Raw genomic sequence first — 20,955 nt, 5'->3', positions numbered from 1 at the left:
GCGGTCACGCGCCGGTGGTCGACCTGCTCCTCGTCCGGGCGGCCCGGACCCTGACCCTGGCCAGCTGGGCGGCGGTCAACCGGTGGGCGAACACCGCCAGGCGGCGCGGCCCGGACACCGACACCCGCCCGTCGAGCACCCGGTAGTCGACCTTCTCGATCTCGCGCAGGATGCCGCCGTAGAGGTCGGTCGCCGCGCGCACGCAGTCCCGCGACTCGGGCGCGAGCATCGGGGTGCCGGGGGCGGCGTCGTCGTAGCGGCGGCGGACGACGTCGACCATCTCGCGCATCAGGGCGGTGAAACCGGGGGTGTGCTGCCGGGCGGCCAGCTGCTCGCGGGTGACGCCGTGCGCAGCCATCATGTCCGCCGGCAGGTAGACCCGGCCGCGGTCGACGTCCTCGGCGACGTCGCGCAGGAAGTTGGTCAGCTGGAACGCCTCGCCCAGCGCGATCGCGTGCGGGGCGGCCTCCTCGCGGGCGACCCCCGGCGCCGTGCCCAGGACCGGGAGCACCTGCAGCCCGATGACCGACGCCGAACCCCACATGTACCGGTCGAGGGCGGCGAGGTCGGGGTAGCCGGTGACGTCGAGGTCGCTGGTCATCGCGGCGAGGAAGTCGACCAGGTGCTCGCGCGGGATGTCGTAGCGGCGCACCGTGTCGGCCAGCGCGAGGCGCACCGGGTCGTCGGAGTGCCCGGTCTCCACCGCCTCCAGCGCGTCCTCGGACCAGGCCAGCAGCTCGGCCTCGGGGTCGCGGCCGGGCTCGTCGGCGCCGACGTCGACGATGTCGTCGGCCACCCGCGCGGCGGCGTACAGGGCGTGGACGGCCTGCCGGCGGTCGGGGGTGAGCAGCCGGGTGGCCAGGAAGTAGGACTTGCCGTGCTCGGCCGCGATCGCCCGGCACCGGGCGTACGCGGCCGCCAGCTGCGGGTTCGTGCCGCTCACCCGGTGATCCGCTGCGCGGCGAGCCGGCCGCTGACCAGCACCATGGGGACGCCGACCCCGGGCTGCACGCTGGACCCGGCCAGCACCACGTTCTCGGGGCCGCCGCGGGGGTAGGTCGAGGGCCGGAACGGGCCGGTCTGGGCGAAGGTGTGGGCGAGGGCGAACGGGGTGCCCGCGGCCATGCCCTGGGCGGCCCAGTCGGCCGGGGTGATCATCTCCTCGACCTCGATGGCGCCGGTGAGACCGGTCCAGCCGCGCTTCTCCATGGTCTGCAGCACCTCGTCGCGGTAGCGCGGGGCCAGCGCCGGCCAGTCGATGCCCGGCGCCAGGTCCAGGTTCGGGGTGGGCGCGACGATGCTGAGCACCTGCCCGCCCTCGGGGGCCAGCGTGCGGTCGGTGCGGCTGGGCATGGAGACCAGCAGGCTGGGGTCGCTCATCGGCCGGCCGGTGACGGTCAGCTCCTCGAAGACCTGCTCCCAGGCCGCGCCGAAGGTGATGGTGTGGTGCGCCTGCCCGGCCATCTCGTCGCGCACGCCGACGTGGATGGCCACGCAGCTGGGGGACCAGGTGGGCTTGCGGCGTCGGCGCAGCGGCACCAGCAGCTCGGCCTGGTCGGCGGTGACGACGACGGCGTCGGCCGGCAGCAGCTCGCCGTCGGCCAGCCGTACGCCGTGCGCCCGCCCGCCGCGCAGGTCCAGCGAGGTGACCGCGGTGTCGTAGCGGAACACCACCCCGGCGTCCGCGGCGGCGGCGGCCAGCGCGGCGGGGACGGCGTGGATGCCGCCGACCGGGTGCCAGACGCCCTTGCCGATGTCCAGCTCGGCGATCACCGCGTAGGCGGCGATGGCCCGGAACGGGGAGACCCCGGCGTAGAGGGCCTGGAAGCTGAACAGCCGGCGCAGCCGCTCGTCGGTGAAGTACCGGTCGACGTGCGGGGCGAGCCGGCCGAACCCGCCCATCCGGACGAGCTTGGGCAGCGCCGGGCCCAGCAGGTCCAGCGGGCTGTCGAGGTTGCGGTCGATGAACACGTCCCACTGCAGGGCGTCCAGCTCGCGCAGGTGCGCCAGGTAGCGGGTGACCTCGGCGCCGGCGCCGGGGCCGCAGACGGCCTCGGCCTCGGCGGCGAAGGCGGCCGGGTCGGCGTGCACGTCGATGGTGGAGCCGTCGGTGTACTGCGCGCGGTAGGTGGTCTCCAGCGGCAGCAGCTCGAGGCGGTCCTCCAGCGTCTCCCCGACGCAGGCCAGCGCGTCGCGGACCAGGCCGGGGGCGGTGAGCACCGACGGCCCGGTGTCCAGCGCGTAGCCCTGCCGCTCGACCCGGCCGGCGCGCCCACCCGGGTCGGGGCCGCGCTCGACGACGGTGACCTCGCGGCCGGCGCCGCGCAGCCGCAGCGCGGCCGACAGCCCGGCCAGGCCGGCGCCGACCACCACGACCCGGTCGGTGGGTCCGGGGACGGTCCTCACGTCGTGCGGGTGGTGGCGGCGACGGCCAGCGCGTCCAGCGCCGTGCGGGCCTCACCGGTGACCGGGGCGTCGGCGATCGCCTCGCGGGCGGCGGTGGTCTGGGTGCTGATGCGGTCCTCGACCTGCTGGAGGGCGCCGGTGCTGCGCATGAGGTCGCGGACGGCGTCGAGCTGGTCGGTGGTGGAGCCGGGGTCGCCGAGCACGTCGTGCAGCAGGGCGCGACCGGCGTCGTCGGTGGCCTGCTCGGCGAGGGCGACCAGCAGGGTCTGCTTGCCCTCGCGCAGGTCCTCGTCCGCGGACTTGCCGGTCACGGCCGGGTCGCCGAACACCCCGAGGACGTCGTCGCGCAGCTGGAAGGCCTCGCCCAGGGGGAGCGCGATGCCGGTGTAGGCCTCGGTCACCTCGGGGCCGGCGTCGGCGATGGCCGCGCCCAGGTGCAGCGGGCGCTGCACGGTGTACCCGGCGCTCTTGTACCGGGCGACCTTCAGCGCGCCCTCGGGGCCGGGCAGGCCACCGGCGGCGCGCAGCAGGTCCAGGTACTGCCCGGCGGTGACCTCGGTGCGCATGGTGTCCCAGACGGGGCGGGCGCGGCCGAGGGCGTCGGCGGAGATGCCCGAGCGGCGCAGCAGCTCGTCCGACCAGACCAGGGCCAGGTCGCCGACGAGGATGGCCGAGCCGGTGCCGAACAGGGCGGCGTCACCGGTGAGGCCGCGGTCGCCGTGCCGGCCGGCGAAGCCGACGTGGGTGGCCGGGCGGCCACGGCGGGTGGCGGCGGCGTCCATGACGTCGTCGTGGACCAGGGCGGAGCCGTGCACGAACTCCAGGGCGGCGACGGCGCGCAGCACGGCGGCCTCGTCCTCGGCGTGCGCGGTGGCCACCGCGCGCCAGCCCCAGTAGGCGAAGGCCGGGCGCAGCCGTTTGCCGCCCTCGGCCACCGCGGCGACCTCGTCGACGACCGGGACCAGCTCGTCGTCCATCCCGGCGAGCACGCCGCGCTTCTCGGCCAGGAAGGTGTCCAGGGCCTTGCTGACCGCCTCGCGGAGCCGCCCGAGATCGGCCACATCGGGGAGAACCGCCTGGTCAGCGCTGTTTGCGCTGATGGGGTGGGTCGATCGGGTGCCGGCGGTCACCTCCCGAGTATGACCGCCCCCCGACGCGCGGGCACGGCAAGATCGCCGGGTGGTGCACGTCGCACCCGGGACGGCGTGCAGGTTCCGTACCGTCTACGGGCGTGACCGGCACCGTGCGCGAGCTGCTGGACCAGGGCCTGCCGACCTGGTCCTTCGAGTTCTTCCCGCCGAAGAGCTCGGCCGGCGAGGCCCAGCTGTGGACCGCGCTGCGCGAGCTGGAGCGGCTGGCGCCGTCCTTCGTGTCGGTGACCTACGGCGCCGGTGGGTCGACCCGCGAGGGCACCCTCGCCGTCACGGAGCGGATCGCCACCGACACCACGATGCTGCCGCTGGCCCACCTGACCGCGGTCGACCACTCCGTGGCCGAGCTGCGCAACGTGGTCGCCCGGTTGGCCGCCGCGGGGGTCACCAACATCATGGCGCTGCGCGGCGACCCCCCGGGTGCCGACCCGCAGGCCGACTGGACCGCGCACCCCGACGGGCTGTCCTACGCCGCCGAGCTGGTCGAGCTGGTCCGTGGGATGGGCGAGTTCTGCGTGGGCGTGGCCGCCTTCCCCGAGACCCACCCGCGCTCCCCGGACCCCGAGACCGACGCCGACATGTTCGTGGCCAAGTGCCGGGCGGGTGCCGACTTCGCGATCACCCAGATGTTCTTCCGGGTCGAGGACTACCTCCGGCTGCGCGACCGGGTGGCCGCGCGCGGCTGCGACGTCCCGCTGCTGGCCGGCGTCATGCCGGTGACCAGCCCGAAGCAGATCGCTCGCATCGTGTCGCTGTCCGGCCAGGCGTTCCCGGCCGAGCTGGCCGAGCGGTTCGAGGCCGCCGCCGACGCCCCCGCCGAGGAGCAGCGGGCACTGGGAGTGGACGTGGCCACCCGGATGTGCGAGCAGCTGCTGGCCGAGGGCGTGCCCGGCATCCACTTCATCACCATGAACCGCTCCACGGCGACCCGCGAGGTCTACGAGCGGCTGGCCCCGGTCAGCACCGCGTCGGCCTCCTGAGCGGCGCGGCGCAGCGCCACCCGCTCGGCCCGGTAGCCGCCCAGCACGCCCACCACCGGCAGGTTCGACAGCGCCCGCGCCCCGAGCCTCCCCTTCGGCCGGGCGTCCAGGGCGTCGTCGACGCGGCCCAGCGTGCGGGCCACCCGCCACAGCGTGCGGGCGGCCCCGGCCGCACCCCGGCGCCGGTCCTTCTCGCCCAGCACCTCGTCGGCGTAGGCGCCCTTCTGCCGGTCGAGCAGCGGGGTGACCTGCTCGGGCGTCAACGGCCGGTCCAGCAGCACCCGGGCCAGCAGGGCGACCCGCTCGGCCGGGTCGTCGACGTCGTGCCCGGCGGCCACGCCCAGCACCACCAGGACCTGCATGCCCGCGCCGATGCCGTTCTGCAGCGGGAGCAGGTCGGCCAGCTTGCCGGCGAACCGTGGCGCGGCCGACCCCACGGCGACCACCCGGGCCACCGTCCCCGCCCACCAGTCCGCCCGCTGGGCCGCGGGCATCGTGGGCGGGCGGTCCAGCCGGGCGACCACGGGGGCCCACAGCCGGTCGACCCGGCGGAGGACGTCGACCACGACGGCGTCGGACACGGGGGGCGCCATGCACCGGGACAGTAGGGCCGCCCCTGTGCCTCCGCTCTGCGACCATCCGGGGGTGACCCACGACGTGCAGGCCCTCATCGCCCGGGTGCAGGAGCAGGAGCGGCGGCTGGTGCTGCCCTCCTTCACCCACGACGACGCGTGGGCGCTGGGCACTCAGCTGGTCGAGATGGCCCGCGGGCGCGGCCTCCCGGTCACGGTCGACATCACCCGCGGCCAGCAGCAGCTCTTCCACGTCGCGCTCGAGGGCACCGCCGCGCACAACGACGTGTGGATCGCCCGCAAGGTCGCCACCGTCCGGGAGCTGGGGTGCTCGTCCTTCCTCGCCGGGCTGCAGGCCCGGGCCCGCGGCGAGGTCTTCGAGGACGCGCCGTGGATCGACGCGACCCGGATGGCCGGCCACGGCGGCGCGTTCCCGATCACCGTGGCCGGGGTGGGCGTCGTCGGCACCCTGACCGTGTCCGGGCTGCCGCAGGCCGAGGACCACGCGCTGGCCGTCGAGGCGCTGGAGGCGTTCCTCGCCCAGCTGTGAAGGTTCCTTGAAAGCGGCAGCACCGGCCTGCACGCACGTACGGTGGGCCGGTGCTCCGACGACGCTGGCGCTGGGCCGTGGTGGCCCTCGGCCTCGCCGTCCTCGTCGCCCTCCCCGCCCTGGTCGAGGCGCTCCCGGCCCGGGACGGCGACGCGTCCGCCGCGCAGCTGCGGGACGAGGTGCTCGCCAGCGGTGACGTGGCGTTCTCCGGCTACGCCATCTCCACCGGCGGCCTGACCCTGCCGGTGTCCGACGCCTTGACCGGGGTGGCCGACCTGCTGTCGGACCAGACCTCGCTGCGCGCCTGGTACCGCGGGGCAGACGACTGGCGGGTCGACGTGGTCAGCGCGACCGGGGAGACCGGCACGCACCGCGACGCCACCGGCACCTGGACCTGGGACTACGCCGACCAGACCGCCAGCCGCGGCACGCTGCCCCCGCTGGCGCTGCCCACGGCGCCCGACCTGCTGCCCAGCGCGCTGGGTCGCCGGCTGCTCTCCGAGGCCACCGACGACGAGCTGTCGCGGATCGCGCCCGCCCGGGTGGCCGGCGTCGACGCGCTCGGGCTGCGGTACACCCCGTCCGACGCCGCCGCGTCCGTGTCCGCGGTCGACGTGTGGGTGGACCCCGGCACCGGGCTGCCGCTGCGGGTCGTCGTCCGGGGCGGGGACACCGCGACCCCGGCCCTGGACACCCGGTTCCTCGACCTGTCCCTGGCCACCCCCGACGCCGCGACCACGGACTTCAGCCCGCCGCCCGGTGCCGACGTCCGCTCCGACCAGGACCTCACCGACCTGGATCCGGGGCGGCAGGCGCGGGCCGACCTGCCCGGCACCCTGGCCGACCTGGGCCGGCGCAGCTTCGACGGCGTGCCCGAGCAGATCGGCGTCTACGGCTCGGGCATCACCGTCCTCGCCGTGAGCGCGCTGCCCGGTCGCGCCGCCGCCGGGCTGCGCGACCAGCTGGCCACCACGCCGGGGGCCGTCGTCGACGACCTCGGCGTGCGCATCGCCGCCGGTCCGCTCGCCCTGATGGTCGCCGGCACCAGCACCCGGGACGGCGGCAGGGGCACCTACCTGCTGGCCGGCACGGTCACCCTCGACGCGCTGGCCACCGCCGCGCGCCAGATCCAGGAGGCAGCCCGTTGAACGCCACCGTCATCGCCACCCACGGGTTGCGCAAGGCCTACGGGGCGGTGCGGGCGGTCGACGGCATCGACCTCGACGTCCGGGCCGGTGACGTCTACGGCTTCCTCGGCGCGAACGGGTCGGGCAAGACCACCACGGTGCGGATGCTGCTGGGCCTGGTGCTGCCCACCGCCGGCACCGTGGAGGTGCTCGGCCGGCCCATCCCCAAGGCCGGCCGCGAGGTGCTGCCCCGGGTCGGCGCGCTCATCGAGGGCCCGGCGGCCTACCCGCACCTGTCGGCGTCGGCCAACCTGTCGCTGATGGACGCCGCCGGCCCCGGTGGCGCCCGTCGCGGCCGGAGGCAGCGGGTCGCCGACGTGCTGGACCAGGTCGGCCTCGGCGGGGTCGGCAAGCGGCAGGTGCGCGGGTTCTCCCTGGGGATGCGGCAGCGGCTGGGCCTGGCCGGGGCGCTGCTGCGCCGGCCCGACCTGCTCGTCCTGGACGAGCCGACCAACGGCCTGGACCCGCAGGGCATCCACGAGATCCGCACCCTGCTGCTCGACCTCAACCGCACCGGGACGACGGTCTTCCTCTCCAGCCACCTGCTGGCCGAGATCGAGCAGCTGGCCACCCGGGTGGGCGTGCTGGACCGCGGCCGGATGGTGCTGCAGGACGACCTGGCCACCCTCACCGCACCCACCGGCGCCACCGTGGTGCGCACCCCCGACCCGGCCCACGCGGTCCGCGAGCTCGGCGACCGGGTGCTCTCGGCCGACGGCGACCGGCTGGTGGTGCGGGGTGGCGAGCCTGCGGAGGTCAACGCGGTCCTGGTGGGGGCCGGGGTGCCGGTGTCGGGTCTGGCGCTGGACCGGCCCACGCTGGAGGACGTCGTGCTCGCCGCGGCGGCCGGCTCCGGGGACCGGGTGGCCGCGTGATCGGCGTCGAGCTCCGCAAGCTGTTCCGCCGGCCGCGCACCTGGATCACCATCGCGCTGCTGAACGCGCTGCCGGTCCTGGTCGCCGTGCTGCTCAAGGTCACCGACCTGGCGCCGCGGCCGGGGGAGGGGCCGGCGTTCCTGTCCGCCGTCCTCACCAACGGCACGCTGTTCCCGCTGGCCGCGCTGGCGATCGTGCTGCCGCTGTTCCTGCCGATCGCGGTCGCGGTCGTCGCCGGGGACGCCGTGGCCGGCGAGGCGCAGGGCGGCACGCTGCGCTACCTGCTGGCCCGCCCGGCCGGGCGCACCCGGCTGCTGGTGGCCAAGCTGGTCGCGATCATCGCGTTCGTGCTGGTCACCGTCGTGATCGTGGCGGCGGTCGGCTACGTGGTGGGGACGACGCTGTTCGAGGTGCAGTCCCTCGGCGCCACGACCGGCATCTCGGGGACGTCGCTGACGCCCGAGCAGGTGGCGGGCCGGACGCTGCTGTCGATCGGCTACATCACGGTCTCGATGCTGGGTGTGGCGGCGTTCGCGCTGTTCTTCTCCACCCTCACCGACTCCCCGCAGCTGGCCACCCTCGGCGCGCTGGCGGTGCTCATCGGCTCCTCGCTGCTGTTCACCCTGGACGCGGCGTCGGACATCGCGCCCTACCTGCCGACCCGGTACTGGCTGAGCTTCGTGGACTTCTTCCGCGACCCGATCCTGTGGCGCAACATCAGCCGCGGCCTGGGGCTGCAGGCGGTGTACGTCGTCGTCCTGCTGGGTGCGGCGTGGGCGAACTTCACCACCAAGGACGTCACGTCCTGAGGGAAGGACCACGTCCCCCTCACGACTCGCAGGCTCGCCGCGAGCCTCCGGACGTGGCCGGCACTGCCGCTCGAATGGTGAACTCCTGGCATGCGGATCAGCCCGGCGGAGCTCGAGGCGGTGGTGGCCGGGACGGTGGACCTGGCGTTCCGGCGCTGGGACCGGCCCCGGGTGCTGCCCGGCACCCGGATGCGCACCCGGGTCGGCCTGGTGGAGGTCACCTCGGTCGACGTCGTGGACCCCGCCGACCTGACCGAGGACGACGCCCGCCGCGCCGGCGCCCGCGACCTGGCCGCCCTGCAGCGGGGGCTCATCGCCCACGCCGACCGCCCCGTGCACCGGGTGGGGCTGCGCTTCGCCGGGGAGGACCCCCGCGCGGTGCTGCGCCGCACCGTGCCCACCGTCGACGAGGTCGCCGCGCTGCAGGCCCGCCTCGACCGGCTGGACCGCGCCTCGGCCACCGGCCCCTGGACGGCGGCCACCCTGGCGATCGTCGACGCGCACCCGGAGCGGCGGGCGCCGGAGCTGGCCGAGGAGCTGGGCCGGCCGACGCCGGAGTTCAAGCGCGACGTCCGCAAGCTCAAGGAGCTCGGGCTGACCGAGTCCCTGGACATCGGCTACCGCCTGTCCCCGCGCGGTGAGGCCGTGGTCGACACCGCGCACCGGGCCGCAGGGCGGCCGCTGCCGCAGCGGGTGCCGCCGCCGACGGGGACCCCGCTGCCCAGCCTGGGCGCACCGGCCACCCGGGCGCTGCGGGCCGCCGGGCTGACCACCCTGGAGGCGGTCGCCGCCGTCCCCGAGGCCGACCTGCTGGCGCTGCACGGCGTCGGCCCGATCGCGATCGCGAGGCTCCGGACGGCGCTGGGCCGGCCCTAGCGGGACAGCCGGGCGCAGTCGGCCGGGCCCAGCTCGACCGGCTGCCCCGACGCCAGCTCGGCCAGCACCATGCCCTGGACCAGCGGGTCGGTGGGCAGCTGGCCGTGGCCCACGGTGCTGTCGGCGCACACCGACTGCACCGTCAGGTTCAGCGCGCCGTCCAGGCGGGCGGAGTCCGGCGGGGTGACCGTGGTGTCGTCGTCGGTCCAGATCGACACCCAGGTCGGCCCGGTGGGCGTCTCGTCACCGGCGTTCAGCCGGCGCAGCAGCTCGCTGCCGGTCTCCAGCTGCTGGCAGGCGACGGGGCACTGGTCGGGGGCCAGCGACCCGGCCAGGTCGGCGACCGTCGTGCCGTGGTGCGGGGAACCCAGGGTCAGCACCCGGCGCGCCTGCCCGGCCCCGCCGTCGGCGGCCCACAGCCGCGCGACGACCCCGCCGGCGGAGTAGCCCACCACGTCCACCGACGACGCGCCGGTGCGGGCCAGCGCGGCGTCCACGGCCTGGCCCAGCACCTGCGCCGAGGCCTCCAGGTCGCCGGTGCCGTCGCCGGGCACCGGGACGACGGTGGCGTCCCGCCCGGCCGCGGTGAGCACGTCGGCGAGGGACTGCAGCCCGGTGGTCGACCCGCCGTACCCGGGGACCAGCAGCACCGGGCCGGGGTCGGCCTGGCTGACGGGCGCGGGTGCCTCCGTCGTCAGCCGCGGCACCAGCAGGGCCGCGGTGAGCGCGACCGCGCCCACGACCAGGGCGGCGAGCAGCCCGAGCACCAGGCGGCGGCGGGCGGGGGAGAGGCCGGCGAGCACGTCTCCACTGTCCCTGGTGGACTGGGGGTGTGCCGCCCTACCTGACCCGGGAGGAGTACTTCGACGCCTGGGCCCGCTGGCACGGGGGCACCGATCCCCGCGCCTCGCCCGTCGTGCGCGGCTGGCTGACCGCCGCGCACACCCTCGCCCGCCCGCTGGCCGGGCTGTCGCCCAGCGTGGTCACCGCCATCGGCCTGCTGGTCGCCGTCGCCGCCGTGGGGCCGGCCGCGGCCGGGGGCTGGTGGCTGATCCCGGCCGGGCTGCTGGTGGGGCTGTCCGGGCTGCTGGACTCCCTGGACGGCGCGCTGGCCATCGCCGGCGGCCGGGCCACCCGCCGCGGCTACGTGCTGGACTCCGCCGTCGACCGGCTCACCGAGGTCGGCTACGGGCTGGCGCTGTGGCTGGCCGGGGCGCCGGTGTGGCTGGCGGTGTCCTACGGGGCGCTGTGCTGGTTCCCGGACTACCTGCGGGCCCGGGCCGGGCAGGCCGGGGTCGACGAGACCGGCGCCATCTCGGTGTGGGAGCGGCCCACCCGGGTGGCGATGACCGGGATGACCCTGGGGGGCGCCGGCGTGGTGTCCTCCCTCGGCCTGGAGGTGGCCGTCGTGGTGGTGGGGACGGCGGTCGGCGCCGTCCTAGGGCTGGTCGGCAGCGCCCAGCTGGCCCGGCAGCTCCGCCGGGCGCTGGGCTGAGCGGCGCCGTTACGCTCGGGTGAACCCCGGGTGGCGTGCACGCCGAACGCACTGTGCCCGTCCCACCGGGTCCTGCCTGCCAAGCCCCTGGAGCGCCACCGTGTCCGTCGCCGTGACCGGTTCGATCGCCACCGACCACCTGATGACCTTCCCCGGCTCGTTCAGCGAGCAGTTCGTCGAGGGCCAGATGGAGAACGTCTCGCTGTCCTTCCTCGTCGACGACCTGGTGCAGCACCGCGGCGGGGCCGGGGCGAACATGGCCTACGGCATGGGCCTGCTGGGGCTGTCCCCGGTGCTGGTCGGCTCGGTGGGCAGCGACTTCGACGACTACGACGCCTGGCTGCAGCGGCACGGCGTGGACACCAAGAGCGTCCGCTGGTCCGAGGTCAAGCACACCGCCCGGTTCACCTGCACCACCGACGTCAGCGGCAACCAGATCGCCTCGTTCTACTCCGGCGCGATGGCCGAGGCCTCGATGATCGAGCTGGCGCCCGTCGCCGCCCGGGTCGGCGCCCTGGACCTGGTCATCGTCGGCCCGAACGACCCCACCGCGATGGTCCGGCACACCGAGGAGTGCCGGGACCGCGGCTACCGGTTCATGGCCGACCCGTCCCAGCAGCTGGCCTGGGCCGACGGCGAGATGATCCGCAGCCTGGTCGACGGCGCGGACCTGCTGTTCACCAACGAGTACGAGGCCGCCCTGCTCAAGCAGAAGACCGGCTGGGCGCACGGGGAGGTGCTGGACCGGGTCGGCACCTGGGTCACCACCCGCGCGGCCAACGGCGTCCGGGTGGAGCAGTCCGGCGCCGAGACCATCGAGGTCATCGCCGTCCCCGAGACCAAGCCGGTCGAGCCCACCGGCGGCGGCGACGCGCTGCGCGCCGGCTTCGTCGCCGCCCGACAGTGGGGGCTGGGCCTGGAGCGGGCCACCCAGGTCGGCTCGGCGGTGGCCACGGCCGCCGTCGAGGTGGTCGGCACCCAGGAGTACGACCTGCCCCGGGACTCCTTCCTCGAGCGGTTCGCGCAGGCCTTCGGTGCCGACGCCGCCGACGAGGTGGCCCCGCACCTGCCGGGCTGACCCGCCTCAGGCGCCCGGGCTCACGACCTGCAGGCCGGCCGCGACCGCGGCCGCAGCCAGTTCCTGGTCGTAGGTGAGCAGGTGGGTGGTGCCCAGACGCAGCGCGACGGCGAGGTGCACGGCGTCCTGGGACCGCAGCCGCCCCGGCAGGGTGGGTGCGGTCAGCAGGTCGCCACGGGTGAGGTCGGCGAGCGCCACGTTGGCGAGCACCGTCTGCACGTCATCGAGCCCGATGTCGTCGGGACGGCGGTGGGCCGCGCAGAGCAACTCGGTGTGCAGGAGCCAGGAGGCGACGAGCGGACCGTCGGAGGAGCGTCGCACGACCTCGGCGGCGAGGGCGGAGGACTCCGGCTCCTCGGTCAGGAGCTTCATGGCCGCCGAGGTGTCCAGGTACGAGATCACCATCGGCCGCGGGTGTCGGCGATGATCTCCGCGGTGGTGAGCGAGGACCGGCGTCGGGGGATCGACTCGAGGTCGGTGATGCGACCGGTCGGCCGACGGAGCTGGCCGCGCTCCTCGAGGTCGCGCAGCACGTCGACCGGGGGAGGGGAGATGACAGCCGCGACGACGCCGTTGTTCGTCACCTGGATCGTCTCGCCAGCAGCCACGGCGCGCAGGATCTCCCCGCTGTTGTTCCGCATCTCGCGGTGCGTCACGGTGCGCATGTAGCACACCGTAGCACTCACTCGCCGCGCAGCGCCCGACCGATCGACGGGTCGGCCTGCCACTCGCGGTAGGGGATGCGGCGGATCTCCTTCAGCTCGCCGATCGTCGACCACTCGTTGCCGCCCAGGCGGGCCAACGGGCGCAGCGCGTCGATGCGGGGCCGGCCGTCGCGCACCGCGTCGGCGTGCGCGCTGACGTGCACCACGCGGCCGAACACCACGGTGGAGTCGCCCAGGGACAGCGTGCCGTGCAGCCGGCACTCCAGGGTGACCGGGCTGTCGGCCACCCGCTTGACCCCGACCACGTCGCTGTCCTCCAGCACGACGCCGGTGTGCTCGGCCTCGTCGTGGTCCGGCGGGAAGTCGGTGCTGGTGGCGTTGACCTGCTCGAACAGCTCCTCCGGCGTCACGCCGATGGTGAACTCGCCGGTCGCCTCGACGTTGGTCAGGCTGTCCTTGCGGCCCACGCTGGTGAACTGCACGACCGGCGGGTCCACGCAGGCCACGGTGTAGAACGAGTGCGGGGCCAGGTTGTGCACGCCGTCGGCCGAGCGGGTGCAGACCCAGGCGATCGGCCGCGGGACGACGACGGAGTTGAGCACCCGGTAGAAGGCCTTGGGGTCCATCTCGGCGGGGTCGAAGGAGGTGCGCTCGTGTGCGGTCACCCGGTCAGTGTGCGGCCCCGCCAGCGCAGCGTCCCGCGGGAGCGGCCGAGCACCGAGCGCACCAGCAGCAGGTCCAGCGCCAGGACGCCGAGGGGGTGGGTGAGGACGTCGGGCCACACCCGGCCGCCGGTGCGCGCGGCGGTGACCGCCCGCCCGGCCACCCCGGCCGCGTAGCCCACCAGCCCGGCCCGCCCGCCGGCCAGCGGGGGCAGCACCCACACCGCGGAGAGCAGCGCGCCCGCGGCCAGGCTGCCGGCGGGCGAGCCGCCCAGCGCGGACCACAGCGACTTCTCGTACCCGGCCGCCAGCTCGGCCCAGCCGGCGTACATCCGGGTGGCCGCCAGGCGCGACCCGTCGGCGACCACGCCGCGTCCCCCGGTCCGCTTGACCGCCCGCAGCAGCGCGATGTCCTCCAGCACCTCGCCCCGGACCGCACCGTGCCCGCCGGCCCGCTCGTAGCCCGCCCGGCGCAGCGCCAGGAACTGCCCGTTGGCCGCCGCCATCGACGGCCGGCCGGGGCCCTCGGCCAGCCGCAGCGGCAGCGTCGTCGCCCACAGCCACTGCTGCAGCGGCTGCACCAGCCGCTCGGCGGGGGTCAGCGCGAGCTGCCGGGGCCAGGGCGAGACCAGGTCGAGGTCGTGCGCCTCCAGCAGCGCCACCGCGGCGGCGACCGCGCGGGGGGCCAACCGGACGTCGGCGTCGAGGAACACCAGCACGTCGACCTCGCGCGCGTCGGCGGCGCCCTGCGCGCACGCGTTCGGCTTGCCCAGCCATCCCCGGCCGGGCGGGGTGGCGGTGAGCACCCGGGCGCCGTGCGCGGCGGCGACGTCGGCGGTGCCGTCGGTGGAGCCGTCGTCGACCACCACCACCTCCAGGCGCGGGACGCCGGTCTGCGCGGCGAGGGCGTCCAGGCAGCCGCCGAGCTGGTGCGCCTCGTCGCGGGCGGGGACGACGACCCGCACCCGCGCGGTGGTGGCCGGCGGGTCGGCGGGGGGCGTGCGCAGCAGCCGGGTGTTGAGCGCGGCGTGCGCGGCGAGGACGACGGAGACGCCGCTGAGCGCCCGCACCGCCCGCCGGCCGGGGGTCACCCGAGGGCCGCGGCCGGGCGGCGTCGGCCGCGGAGACCGAGGGCGGCCAGCACCGGCACGCTCAGCAGCACGCCCCACACCGCAGAGCCGGGCAGGCCCAGCCACCCGGCGTGGGCCAGGGCGCCGCCCAGCACCATCCAGGCCAGCGCCACCAGCGGGGCGTGGTCGGGCAGCGCGGCGGGCCGGTGGGCGACCAGCAGGTCCAGCAGCGTCATCAGCACCAGCCCGGCGAGCAGCCAGCCGCCCAGGTTGGTCAGCGGCACGGTGTCGATGCCGGGCAGCCCCGGGGTGGGGTGCGCCCAGGTCCAGTAGCCGGCCTGGACCAGTTGCGGGTCCAGCACGACGTCCCAGGCGGCGAAGACGTAGGCCGCGACGGCGACCCGGCCGACCCGGTGCGCGGGGACCAGCCGGCGGGCCAGCAGCCAGCTGGGCCAGACCATCATCAGCCAGGCCAGCGGCACCAGGAACGGGACGCCGAGCAGCGTCGGGCCCAGCGCGTCGCTGTAGGTGTAGCTGCCGTAGGGGAACCCGGTGGCCAGCCCCACCGCCTCGAAGAGCACGGAGACGACGACGGCGAGCGCGGCGACCGACAGCCCGGTGCGCCACCCCCGGGAGAGCCCGGCGTGCACCAGGGTCAGCGCGGAGCCCAGCAGCACGATCGCCCAGCTGACGGCGTCCCGGCCGTCGCCGGCGGTGAGCGGGTAGGCGATCGCGGTGGCCAGCAGCGCCGCGGTGACCACCCACGGCAGCCTGGTCACCGCCGGAGCAGGCGGCGCAGCGCCGCCGTCCGGCCACCCCGGTCGGCCAGCACCACCCGGGCCGCCGTCCGGCCGCTGTTGCCGCTGACCCCGCCGCCGGGGTGGGTGGAGGCACCGGCCAGGTAGAGGCCGGGCAGGCCGGGCACCCGGTGGCCGGACAGCGCCGGGGTGGGCCGGAAGGCGAACATCGAGGACAGGGACATCTCCACGTGCATGACGTTGCCCCGTGGCAGCCGGAGCTCCTGCTCCAGCAGCAGGGGGGTCTGGACGTACAGCCGCTGCACCGAGTCGGCGAAACCGGGGGCGAACCGGTCGACGGCGGCGACCAGCCGGGCCGCCTCGGCCTCGGCGAGGTCCTCCCACCGCCGGCCGTCACGCAGCTCGTAGGGGTACCACTGGCCCCAGATCGTCACCACGTGCTGGCCGGGCGGGGCCAGGGTGTCGTCGCTGGCCGAGAAGCTCATCGCCAGCGGCACCGGCTCGCGCGGCAGGTCGCCGGCCAGCCAGTCGCCGTGCGCCCGGGCGAGCACGGCGCGGTCGGTGCAGAGCAGTTGCAGTCCCTGCAACGAGTCGGCCGGGTCGACACCGGGGTAGGTCGGCAGGGCCTCGGTGAGGCAGCGCAGCACCAGGCCGAAGCCGTTGCCCAGCGGCGGGTCGGCATCGCGCAGCGCGGGCGGGGCGTGCTCGCCGGCGATGGCCCGGGTGGCGCCCACGTGGCAGGCGGCCACCACCGTGGTCGCCGGGATCCGCCGCCCGGACCCGGTGACGACGCCGGCCACCCGGCCGTCCTCGACCAGCAGGGAGGCGGCGCCGTCGCCGAGGGTGACCCGGCCGCCGTGCGCCTCGAGCTTGCGCCGCAGCGCCGCGGTCAGCCCGCCCGAGCCACCGACCGGGTGGCCGGGCGGGGTGGTGTGCAGCAGCGCCGCCCAGCCGACCATCGCCGCCGTCCCGGGCTCGGACATCGGGGGTCCGGACTGCGCGCCGAACCACGCCAGCGCCGCCTTGAGCCGCTCGCTGGTGAACCAGCGGTCCAGCAGCGCGTCGCCCGAGCCGAGGAACTCGGTGGCCAGGTCGCCGCCGGACACCCGGGGCCGGCCCTTCGCCGGCGCCCCCAGCGGCCACAGGTGCCGGGCCAGCCGGCCGGGACTGGGGCGGTCGCCGAAGGCCCGCACGACCCGCTCGCTGCGCGGGCCCCACACCTCGACGAACCGGCGGTAGGCGGCCGCGTCGGCCGGCCCGCAGGCGGCCTCGATCGAGGCGCAGGTGGCGTCGAGGTCGACGGAGAAGACCAGCGGCCGCCCGTCCGGGCCGTCGCTGCCCGGGTCGGGGGCGGGGGCGAAACCCCACGGGTCGCAGTCGACGTAGCGCAGGCCGTGCGCGGCGAGGTCCAGCTCCTCGACGACACCGGAGTGCCGGACGATGACGTGCGCGCTGGAACCGCGGTCGACCCGCACCCCGGGCCAGCGCTCGACGGTGGAGACGGCGCCGCCCAGCACGTCGTCGGCCTCCACGACCTCGACGTCCAGACCCGCGACGGCCAGGTGGCAGGCGGCGACCAGGCCGTTGTGCCCGGAGCCGACGACGACGACGTCGGCCACTAGGCCTGCGTCCCGAGCGGGAGACGGGCACCGAGGATGGCGAAGGGCCGGGCGTCCCCTGGGAAGTGGTGGTTGCGGGCCAGGTCGACGAAGCCGTCGGCGCGGTAGAGCCGGAAGGCCTTGGTGTCCGCGTCCGGGGTGGACAGCAGCGCCGCCGGGTAGGGCAGGTCGCGGACCAGGGCGTGCAGCAGCTGGCGGCCCAGGCCCTGGCTCTGGTGGTCGGGGTCCACGTGCAGCTCGCAGACCTCGAAGCCGCCGGGGAGCCAGCGCTTGGCGGTCCGCCGGTCCAGCGCGTGCCGGACCTGGTCGTGCCACCACTGGCCCGGCGCGACGAGGTAGCCGTAGCCGAACCCGACCAGGTGCTCGCCGTCCGGCCCGGAGGCGAAGGCGCCGACGGCGCGGAACCCCTGCCGCTCGGTGTGCTGCACCGCGTAGCCGTACCGGCCGGCGACGACGGAGTCGCCGTAGCCCATCGCCCGCCCGTAGATGGCCAGCGCCTCGTGCAGGTGCTCGCGCATCCAGGTGGTGGGCAGCTCGGTCACCCGGGTGGTCGGGGCGGTCATGCTGCGGGCTCCGGCATGGGATCGATCCTCCCACTGCGCCGGGGTGCCCGGCGCGGTCAGTCGCCGTCGACCTCGGCCGCGGTGCCGGCGGTGATCCGCAGCAGCTCGTCGTAGCTGGTGGGGAAGACCGCGTGCGGGTGCCCGGCCGCGGCCCACACCTGCGGGAAGCGGGCGAGGGTGATGTCGACCAGCGTGCCGATCGGCTCGGGGTGCCCGACCGGGGCGACCCCGCCGATGGCCTGCCCGGTGTGCTCGCGGACGAAGGCCGCCGACGCCTTGGTCAGCTCGGGGACGCCGAGCAGGCCCGCGACCTTCGCGGTGTCCACGCGGTGCGCTCCGCTGGTGAGCACCAGCACCGGGTTGCCGTCGACCTCGAACACCAGGCTGCTGGCGATGGCGCCCACCTCGACGCCGAGGGCGTCGGCGGCCTCCTGCGCGGTGCGGGCGCTGCCGGCCAGGTGCACCACCTCGCCGGTCACCCCGGCGTCCCGCAGGACCTGCTGCACGTGGGCCACCATCGGGTGCCCGGTCGACGTCACGCGCCCGATCGTCGCACCCGGGTGCGAACCCGGCCGGCCGTTGTTCGCACGTGTGGCACAAGTGCGAATGAGATCAGCGCATGTTCGCAGATGGTGCGGGCTGGCCCGCCATCGGCAGCCGCGAGCTGCCGTGGCGTGCCGGGCTGCCCGACGACGTCGTACCCCGCGCGGTCCGGCTGCGGCACGCCGGGCCGTACCGGGCAGCGGTCGTGCCGACGATCGCCGACCGGGTCCCGGTGGTCGGGGCCGGCGTGCTCCGCGCCGCGGAGGACGCGGCCGCGGAGATCGCCCGCTTCGACACCCGGATGGGGGCGGAGGTCGCCCCGTTCGCCGCGGTCCTGCTCCGCACCGAGTCGGCGTCCTCCTCGCGCATCGAGCAGCTGACCTCCGGGGCACGGGCGATCGCCGTCGCCGCGATCGGGTCACCGTCCACGCGCAACGCCGAGGCGGTGGTGGGCAACGTCGCCGCGATGCAGGCGGCCCTCGACCTCTCCGACGAGCCGACGCCCGGCGCCGTGCTCGCGATGCACGAGGCCCTGCTGGGGGACACCGAGCCGGCCATCGCCGGACGCTGGCGGGACGAGCAGGTGTGGGTGGGGGGCACGTCCTACGGTCCCCACGAGGCCGAGTACGTGGCCCCGGTCGCGGACGACGTGCCGGGGCTGGTGGCCGACCTCGTCCGCTTCGCCGTCCGCACGGACGTGGCGCCCCTGGTGCTGGCGGCGGTCACGCATGCGCAGTTCGAGACCATCCACCCCTTCCCGGACGGCAACGGCCGCACGGGTCGGGCGCTGGTGCACTCGCTCCTGCGCCACCACGGGGTCACCCGGGCGGTCACCGTGCCGGTGTCGGCCGGGCTGCTGGTCGACGTCGAGGGGTACTTCGACGCGCTGACCGCCTACCGCCGCGGCGAGCTCGAGCCCGTCGTCGAGGCGTTCACCGGCGGCACGCTGGCCGCGATCACCCACGCGGCACAGCTCGTGCAGGAGCTCCGGGACATCCGGGCCGGGTGGGCCGACACCGTCCGGGCCCGGGCCGACGCGGCGGCGTGGCGGCTGGCCGACCTGCTCGTCCGCCAGCCCGTGGTCGACGCCGGCGTCGTCGTCCGCGAACTGGGCGTCCCCGCCCAGAACGTGCCGCGCGCCCTGGCGCCGCTGGAGGCGGCCGGGGTGGTCACCGAGTTCACCGGCAGGCGCCGCAACCGGATGTGGCAGGCGGGGGATGTCCTCGCCGCGCTCGACGCCTTCGCCGTCCGGGCGGGTCGACGCCGGTGAGCGGCCCGGGTCGGGGTGGGCGCCCCCGGCGCCCACGGGCAGGGTGCGCCGCACGTGGTCCCGGAGCGTCGGCGGTGCCGACGCGGACGGGCAGCGCCCGGTGTGGCGGGCCCCGGACGACGCGGTCCCGTCGGGGTGCCGGTCGCTGCGCTGCTCGCACGCACCGACGGCGTCGCGGTCGCCCTGACCGGGGTGCAGGTGTGCTCGACGGGCGTCTCCCTCGACCTGGTCGTCACCACGCGGTCGGCGGCCGAGGACCTGCCCGAGCACGTCTCCGGCGGCCGGCCTGCTGGTCGTCGTCCTGGCGCCCGGGCTCGGGATCCCCGAGACCCGCACCGAGCTCGACGCGACCCCCTCGCCGCCGCCGCCCGGCGGGCGGTCGAGCCGTGGCCCCGGGAGCCCGAGGACACCGGGCCCGGCCCGGTCGAGCCCGACCCCGACCTGCCGGAGGACAGCTGGTCCCGGGGTCGAGGGCCAGCGCACCCGCCGACCCGGTCAGGGAGTCAGCGGCCGGTCCAGCAGCGCGCGGACGGCGCCGACGTCGCCGGTGACGACCAGGCGGTGGTCGTCGAGCGCGATCCGCCGCCACAACAGCAGGAGCAGCGCCTCGGCCGACCCGGCGACCTGCCCGACCGGTGCGCCGGTCCGTCCGGCGGTGCTCACCGCGCGGGACCGGCCGTCCTCGTCGGGGACCACCCCGACCCACCCCGGGACGTCGGGGCAGCGGCCCAGCCGGACCTGGCGGGGGAGGAACACGGTGAGCACCTCGTCGACGCCGTCCAGCGCGGTGGCGCTGTCGATGCGGGGGCCGGCCGTGCCCTGGGGGTGCAGTGCGCTCTCGGCGTCCCACCGGTGCAGCGCAGCCTCGTGGGCCTGGCGGCGGCGCCAGAACCCCGCGGTGCGGTCGGCGCGGTCGAAGGTCCAGCAGGCCGTGCCGGGCGGGGTGGCCACCAGGGCGCGGCGCAGCTCGGCCGCGCCCTCGGCGTACCAGCCGGGGACGAGGTCGTCCTCCGCCGGGCCGGTGGGCTCGGCCGGTGGCCGGTCGGTGACCAGGGCGGCGGCGGCCCAGCGGTGCACCCCGCCGGTGTGCCGGCCCAGGTCGGCCAGCGACCAGTCGGGGCAACCGTGGACGGGGGCGTCGAGCCTGCCGCCGTCGCGGGCCGCGACGAGGGCGGTCGCCAGGGCCGCGGTCTCGCGGTCCAGCACCTGCAGGGCGTCGATGCTCACGGCGGCACCGTAGGGCCTCTGCCCGCCGGACGACGGTCTGCGGCCCCGGACCCGGGTGGTCCGGAACTGTCGGTGGTCCGTGGTGTGCTCCGCGCATGCAGACGAACACGTGTTCGACGTCCCGGTTGACGGGTCCCGGTGTCCGTGGTGTCCTGGACGTGTTAGAACGTGTGTTCGAAAAACGGGAGGGGTCCCGGGGCGAGGGGGAGGCGGCGATGGTCCAGGTGCTGGTGGGAGCGGGGGAGCGGGTGCAGGTGGAGTGCGGGCCCGCGGGCCCGCTGCGGTTCTGGCGGGGCGAGGGCCTCGGTCGGGGCCGGTACGACGTCGGGCAGGTGGTCGAGCACCGGGTCGAGCACCGGGTCGAGGACGAGGTCGACCACCAGGTCGGGATCGGTGCCGGGCGGGACGTCGGGGCGGCGGGCCCGGGCCGGCAGGTGTGGCGGGTCGAGGCGGTGCGCACCGGCCGGTCGCGCAGCAGCTTCGCCGGGGTGTTCGACCTGAGCTGGGAGCCGGCGGCCGACCGCTGGTCGCTCGTGCGGGTGCACGACTGATGGGCGCGGTCCGGGTGCTCTCGCCCGCCCAGCTCGAGCTCGCCCCGC

24 protein-coding genes are annotated in these 20,955 nt (G+C 76.3%); 10 read left to right on the top strand and 14 right to left on the bottom strand.

Going from position 1 to position 20,955, the window contains the following annotated elements; all coding sequences use genetic code 11:
• Nucleotides 1–4 precede the first annotated feature (4 nt).
• Genes NH342_RS08225 through NH342_RS08215 form a run of 3 tightly spaced genes read right to left on the bottom strand, consistent with a single transcriptional unit; the run spans nt 5 to nt 3,536 of the window.
• Nucleotides 5–943, bottom strand: a complete 939-nt coding sequence (locus NH342_RS08225; RefSeq protein WP_253013579.1) for a phytoene/squalene synthase family protein — start codon at nt 941–943, stop codon at nt 5–7.
• Complete coding sequence (gene crtI, locus NH342_RS08220) at nt 940–2,406, bottom strand: phytoene desaturase family protein (RefSeq protein ID WP_253013577.1); 1,467 nt, start codon at nt 2,404–2,406, stop codon at nt 940–942. Before crtI ends, NH342_RS08225 begins: the two co-directional genes overlap by 4 nt.
• A complete protein-coding gene (locus tag NH342_RS08215) occupies nt 2,403–3,536 on the bottom strand; it encodes a polyprenyl synthetase family protein (RefSeq protein ID WP_253013575.1) in 1,134 nt (377 codons plus the stop codon). The genes crtI and NH342_RS08215 overlap by 4 nt, the downstream gene beginning before the upstream one ends.
• Before the next feature lie 101 nt (nt 3,537–3,637).
• Between NH342_RS08215 and metF the strand changes: the two genes are divergently transcribed.
• Entirely contained in the window at nt 3,638–4,537 is a 900-nt protein-coding gene (gene metF / locus NH342_RS08210) for a methylenetetrahydrofolate reductase [NAD(P)H] (RefSeq protein WP_253013573.1), read from the top strand.
• On the opposite strand, the gene NH342_RS08205 is transcribed toward metF, so the two are convergent.
• Nucleotides 4,495–5,130, bottom strand: coding sequence for a hypothetical protein (locus NH342_RS08205; RefSeq protein ID WP_253013571.1), 636 nt, complete (start codon nt 5,128–5,130; stop codon nt 4,495–4,497). The two genes, metF and NH342_RS08205, sit on opposite strands and share 43 nt — an antisense overlap.
• Before the next feature lie 52 nt (nt 5,131–5,182).
• On the opposite strand from NH342_RS08205, the gene NH342_RS08200 reads away from it, so the two are divergent.
• The 5 genes from NH342_RS08200 to NH342_RS08180 all read left to right on the top strand — a co-directional run bounded on the left by NH342_RS08200 (nt 5,183) and on the right by NH342_RS08180 (nt 9,406).
• Complete coding sequence (locus tag NH342_RS08200) at nt 5,183–5,659, top strand: heme-degrading domain-containing protein (protein WP_253013569.1); 477 nt, start codon at nt 5,183–5,185, stop codon at nt 5,657–5,659.
• Between the two features lie 50 nt (nt 5,660–5,709).
• Complete coding sequence (locus tag NH342_RS08195) at nt 5,710–6,807, top strand: transcriptional regulator (RefSeq protein ID WP_253013567.1); 1,098 nt, start codon at nt 5,710–5,712, stop codon at nt 6,805–6,807.
• Entirely contained in the window at nt 6,804–7,721 is a 918-nt protein-coding gene (locus NH342_RS08190; RefSeq protein WP_253013565.1) for an ABC transporter ATP-binding protein, read from the top strand. The genes NH342_RS08195 and NH342_RS08190 overlap by 4 nt, the downstream gene beginning before the upstream one ends.
• Entirely contained in the window at nt 7,718–8,530 is an 813-nt protein-coding gene (locus NH342_RS08185) for an ABC transporter permease (RefSeq protein ID WP_253013563.1), read from the top strand. Before NH342_RS08190 ends, NH342_RS08185 begins: the two co-directional genes overlap by 4 nt.
• Before the next feature lie 90 nt (nt 8,531–8,620).
• On the top strand, nt 8,621–9,406 hold the full coding sequence (locus NH342_RS08180; protein WP_253013561.1) for a hypothetical protein: 786 nt from the start codon (nt 8,621–8,623) through the stop codon (nt 9,404–9,406).
• On the opposite strand, the gene NH342_RS08175 is transcribed toward NH342_RS08180, so the two are convergent.
• Nucleotides 9,403–10,209: a lipase gene (locus NH342_RS08175; protein ID WP_253013558.1), complete on the bottom strand. Its 807-nt coding sequence runs from the start codon at nt 10,207–10,209 to the stop codon at nt 9,403–9,405. The two genes, NH342_RS08180 and NH342_RS08175, sit on opposite strands and share 4 nt — an antisense overlap.
• 29 nt (nt 10,210–10,238) lie before the next feature.
• Here NH342_RS08175 and NH342_RS08170 point away from each other — a divergent pair, with 29 nt between their 5' ends.
• Nucleotides 10,239–10,901, top strand: coding sequence for a CDP-alcohol phosphatidyltransferase family protein (locus tag NH342_RS08170; RefSeq protein ID WP_253013556.1), 663 nt, complete (start codon nt 10,239–10,241; stop codon nt 10,899–10,901).
• 112 nt (nt 10,902–11,013) lie between these two features.
• Entirely contained in the window at nt 11,014–11,979 is a 966-nt protein-coding gene (locus tag NH342_RS08165) for a PfkB family carbohydrate kinase (RefSeq protein ID WP_253013554.1), read from the top strand.
• 6 nt (nt 11,980–11,985) lie between these two features.
• On the opposite strand, the gene NH342_RS08160 is transcribed toward NH342_RS08165, so the two are convergent.
• From NH342_RS08160 to NH342_RS08125, 8 genes are read right to left on the bottom strand one after another with little or no spacing between them, the layout of a single operon-like run.
• Complete coding sequence (locus NH342_RS08160) at nt 11,986–12,384, bottom strand: type II toxin-antitoxin system VapC family toxin (RefSeq protein ID WP_253013552.1); 399 nt, start codon at nt 12,382–12,384, stop codon at nt 11,986–11,988.
• Nucleotides 12,378–12,644: a type II toxin-antitoxin system Phd/YefM family antitoxin gene (locus tag NH342_RS08155; RefSeq protein ID WP_253013550.1), complete on the bottom strand. Its 267-nt coding sequence runs from the start codon at nt 12,642–12,644 to the stop codon at nt 12,378–12,380. The genes NH342_RS08160 and NH342_RS08155 overlap by 7 nt, the downstream gene beginning before the upstream one ends.
• Before the next feature lie 17 nt (nt 12,645–12,661).
• On the bottom strand, nt 12,662–13,309 hold the full coding sequence (locus tag NH342_RS08150; protein WP_253013548.1) for a flavin reductase family protein: 648 nt from the start codon (nt 13,307–13,309) through the stop codon (nt 12,662–12,664).
• A complete protein-coding gene (locus tag NH342_RS08145) occupies nt 13,306–14,397 on the bottom strand; it encodes a glycosyltransferase family 2 protein (protein WP_253013546.1) in 1,092 nt (363 codons plus the stop codon). Before NH342_RS08145 ends, NH342_RS08150 begins: the two co-directional genes overlap by 4 nt.
• The gene (locus NH342_RS08140; protein WP_253013544.1) at nt 14,394–15,155 is read right to left on the bottom strand and encodes a carotenoid biosynthesis protein; all 762 of its coding nucleotides are present in this window, start codon (nt 15,153–15,155) and stop codon (nt 14,394–14,396) included. The genes NH342_RS08145 and NH342_RS08140 overlap by 4 nt, the downstream gene beginning before the upstream one ends.
• A complete protein-coding gene (locus tag NH342_RS08135) occupies nt 15,152–16,753 on the bottom strand; it encodes an NAD(P)/FAD-dependent oxidoreductase (RefSeq protein WP_253013542.1) in 1,602 nt (533 codons plus the stop codon). Before NH342_RS08135 ends, NH342_RS08140 begins: the two co-directional genes overlap by 4 nt.
• The gene (locus NH342_RS08130; RefSeq protein ID WP_253013540.1) at nt 16,753–17,316 is read right to left on the bottom strand and encodes a GNAT family N-acetyltransferase; all 564 of its coding nucleotides are present in this window, start codon (nt 17,314–17,316) and stop codon (nt 16,753–16,755) included. The genes NH342_RS08135 and NH342_RS08130 overlap by 1 nt, the downstream gene beginning before the upstream one ends.
• A 56-nt stretch (nt 17,317–17,372) precedes the next feature.
• Entirely contained in the window at nt 17,373–17,855 is a 483-nt protein-coding gene (locus tag NH342_RS08125; protein ID WP_253013538.1) for a YbaK/EbsC family protein, read from the bottom strand.
• A gap of 80 nt (nt 17,856–17,935) precedes the next feature.
• Between NH342_RS08125 and NH342_RS08120 the strand changes: the two genes are divergently transcribed.
• A complete protein-coding gene (locus NH342_RS08120; protein WP_305884866.1) occupies nt 17,936–19,129 on the top strand; it encodes a Fic family protein in 1,194 nt (397 codons plus the stop codon).
• A gap of 495 nt (nt 19,130–19,624) precedes the next feature.
• On the opposite strand, the gene NH342_RS08115 is transcribed toward NH342_RS08120, so the two are convergent.
• Nucleotides 19,625–20,356 (bottom strand): maleylpyruvate isomerase N-terminal domain-containing protein, encoded by a 732-nt coding sequence (locus NH342_RS08115; protein ID WP_253013536.1) that lies wholly within the window; start codon nt 20,354–20,356, stop codon nt 19,625–19,627.
• A 215-nt stretch (nt 20,357–20,571) separates the two neighbouring features.
• On the opposite strand from NH342_RS08115, the gene NH342_RS08110 reads away from it, so the two are divergent.
• On the top strand, nt 20,572–20,907 hold the full coding sequence (locus NH342_RS08110) for a DUF6504 family protein (protein ID WP_253013534.1): 336 nt from the start codon (nt 20,572–20,574) through the stop codon (nt 20,905–20,907).
• Nucleotides 20,908–20,955: the final 48 nt, after the last annotated feature.

It is taken from the genome of Klenkia sp. PcliD-1-E (assembly GCF_024124375.1).
Lineage (GTDB): Bacteria > Actinomycetota > Actinomycetes > Mycobacteriales > Geodermatophilaceae > Klenkia.
This window is presented reverse-complemented; position numbering and strand designations above follow the sequence as displayed.

What these genes read in the sequence shown, in the direction of transcription:
- NH342_RS08205 (WP_253013571.1), bottom strand. Translation starts at nt 5,130, where the DNA reads ATGGCGCCCCCCGTGTCCGACGCCGTCGTGGTCGACGTCCTCCGCCGG.
- NH342_RS08180 (WP_253013561.1), top strand. Translation starts at nt 8,621, where the DNA reads ATGCGGATCAGCCCGGCGGAGCTCGAGGCGGTGGTGGCCGGGACGGTG.
- NH342_RS08160 (WP_253013552.1), bottom strand. Translation starts at nt 12,384, where the DNA reads ATGGTGATCTCGTACCTGGACACCTCGGCGGCCATGAAGCTCCTGACC.
- NH342_RS08155 (WP_253013550.1), bottom strand. Translation starts at nt 12,644, where the DNA reads ATGCGCACCGTGACGCACCGCGAGATGCGGAACAACAGCGGGGAGATC.
- NH342_RS08130 (WP_253013540.1), bottom strand. Translation starts at nt 17,316, where the DNA reads ATGACCGCCCCGACCACCCGGGTGACCGAGCTGCCCACCACCTGGATG.
- NH342_RS08120 (WP_305884866.1), top strand. Translation starts at nt 17,936, where the DNA reads ATGTTCGCAGATGGTGCGGGCTGGCCCGCCATCGGCAGCCGCGAGCTG.
- NH342_RS08110 (WP_253013534.1), top strand. Translation starts at nt 20,572, where the DNA reads ATGGTCCAGGTGCTGGTGGGAGCGGGGGAGCGGGTGCAGGTGGAGTGC.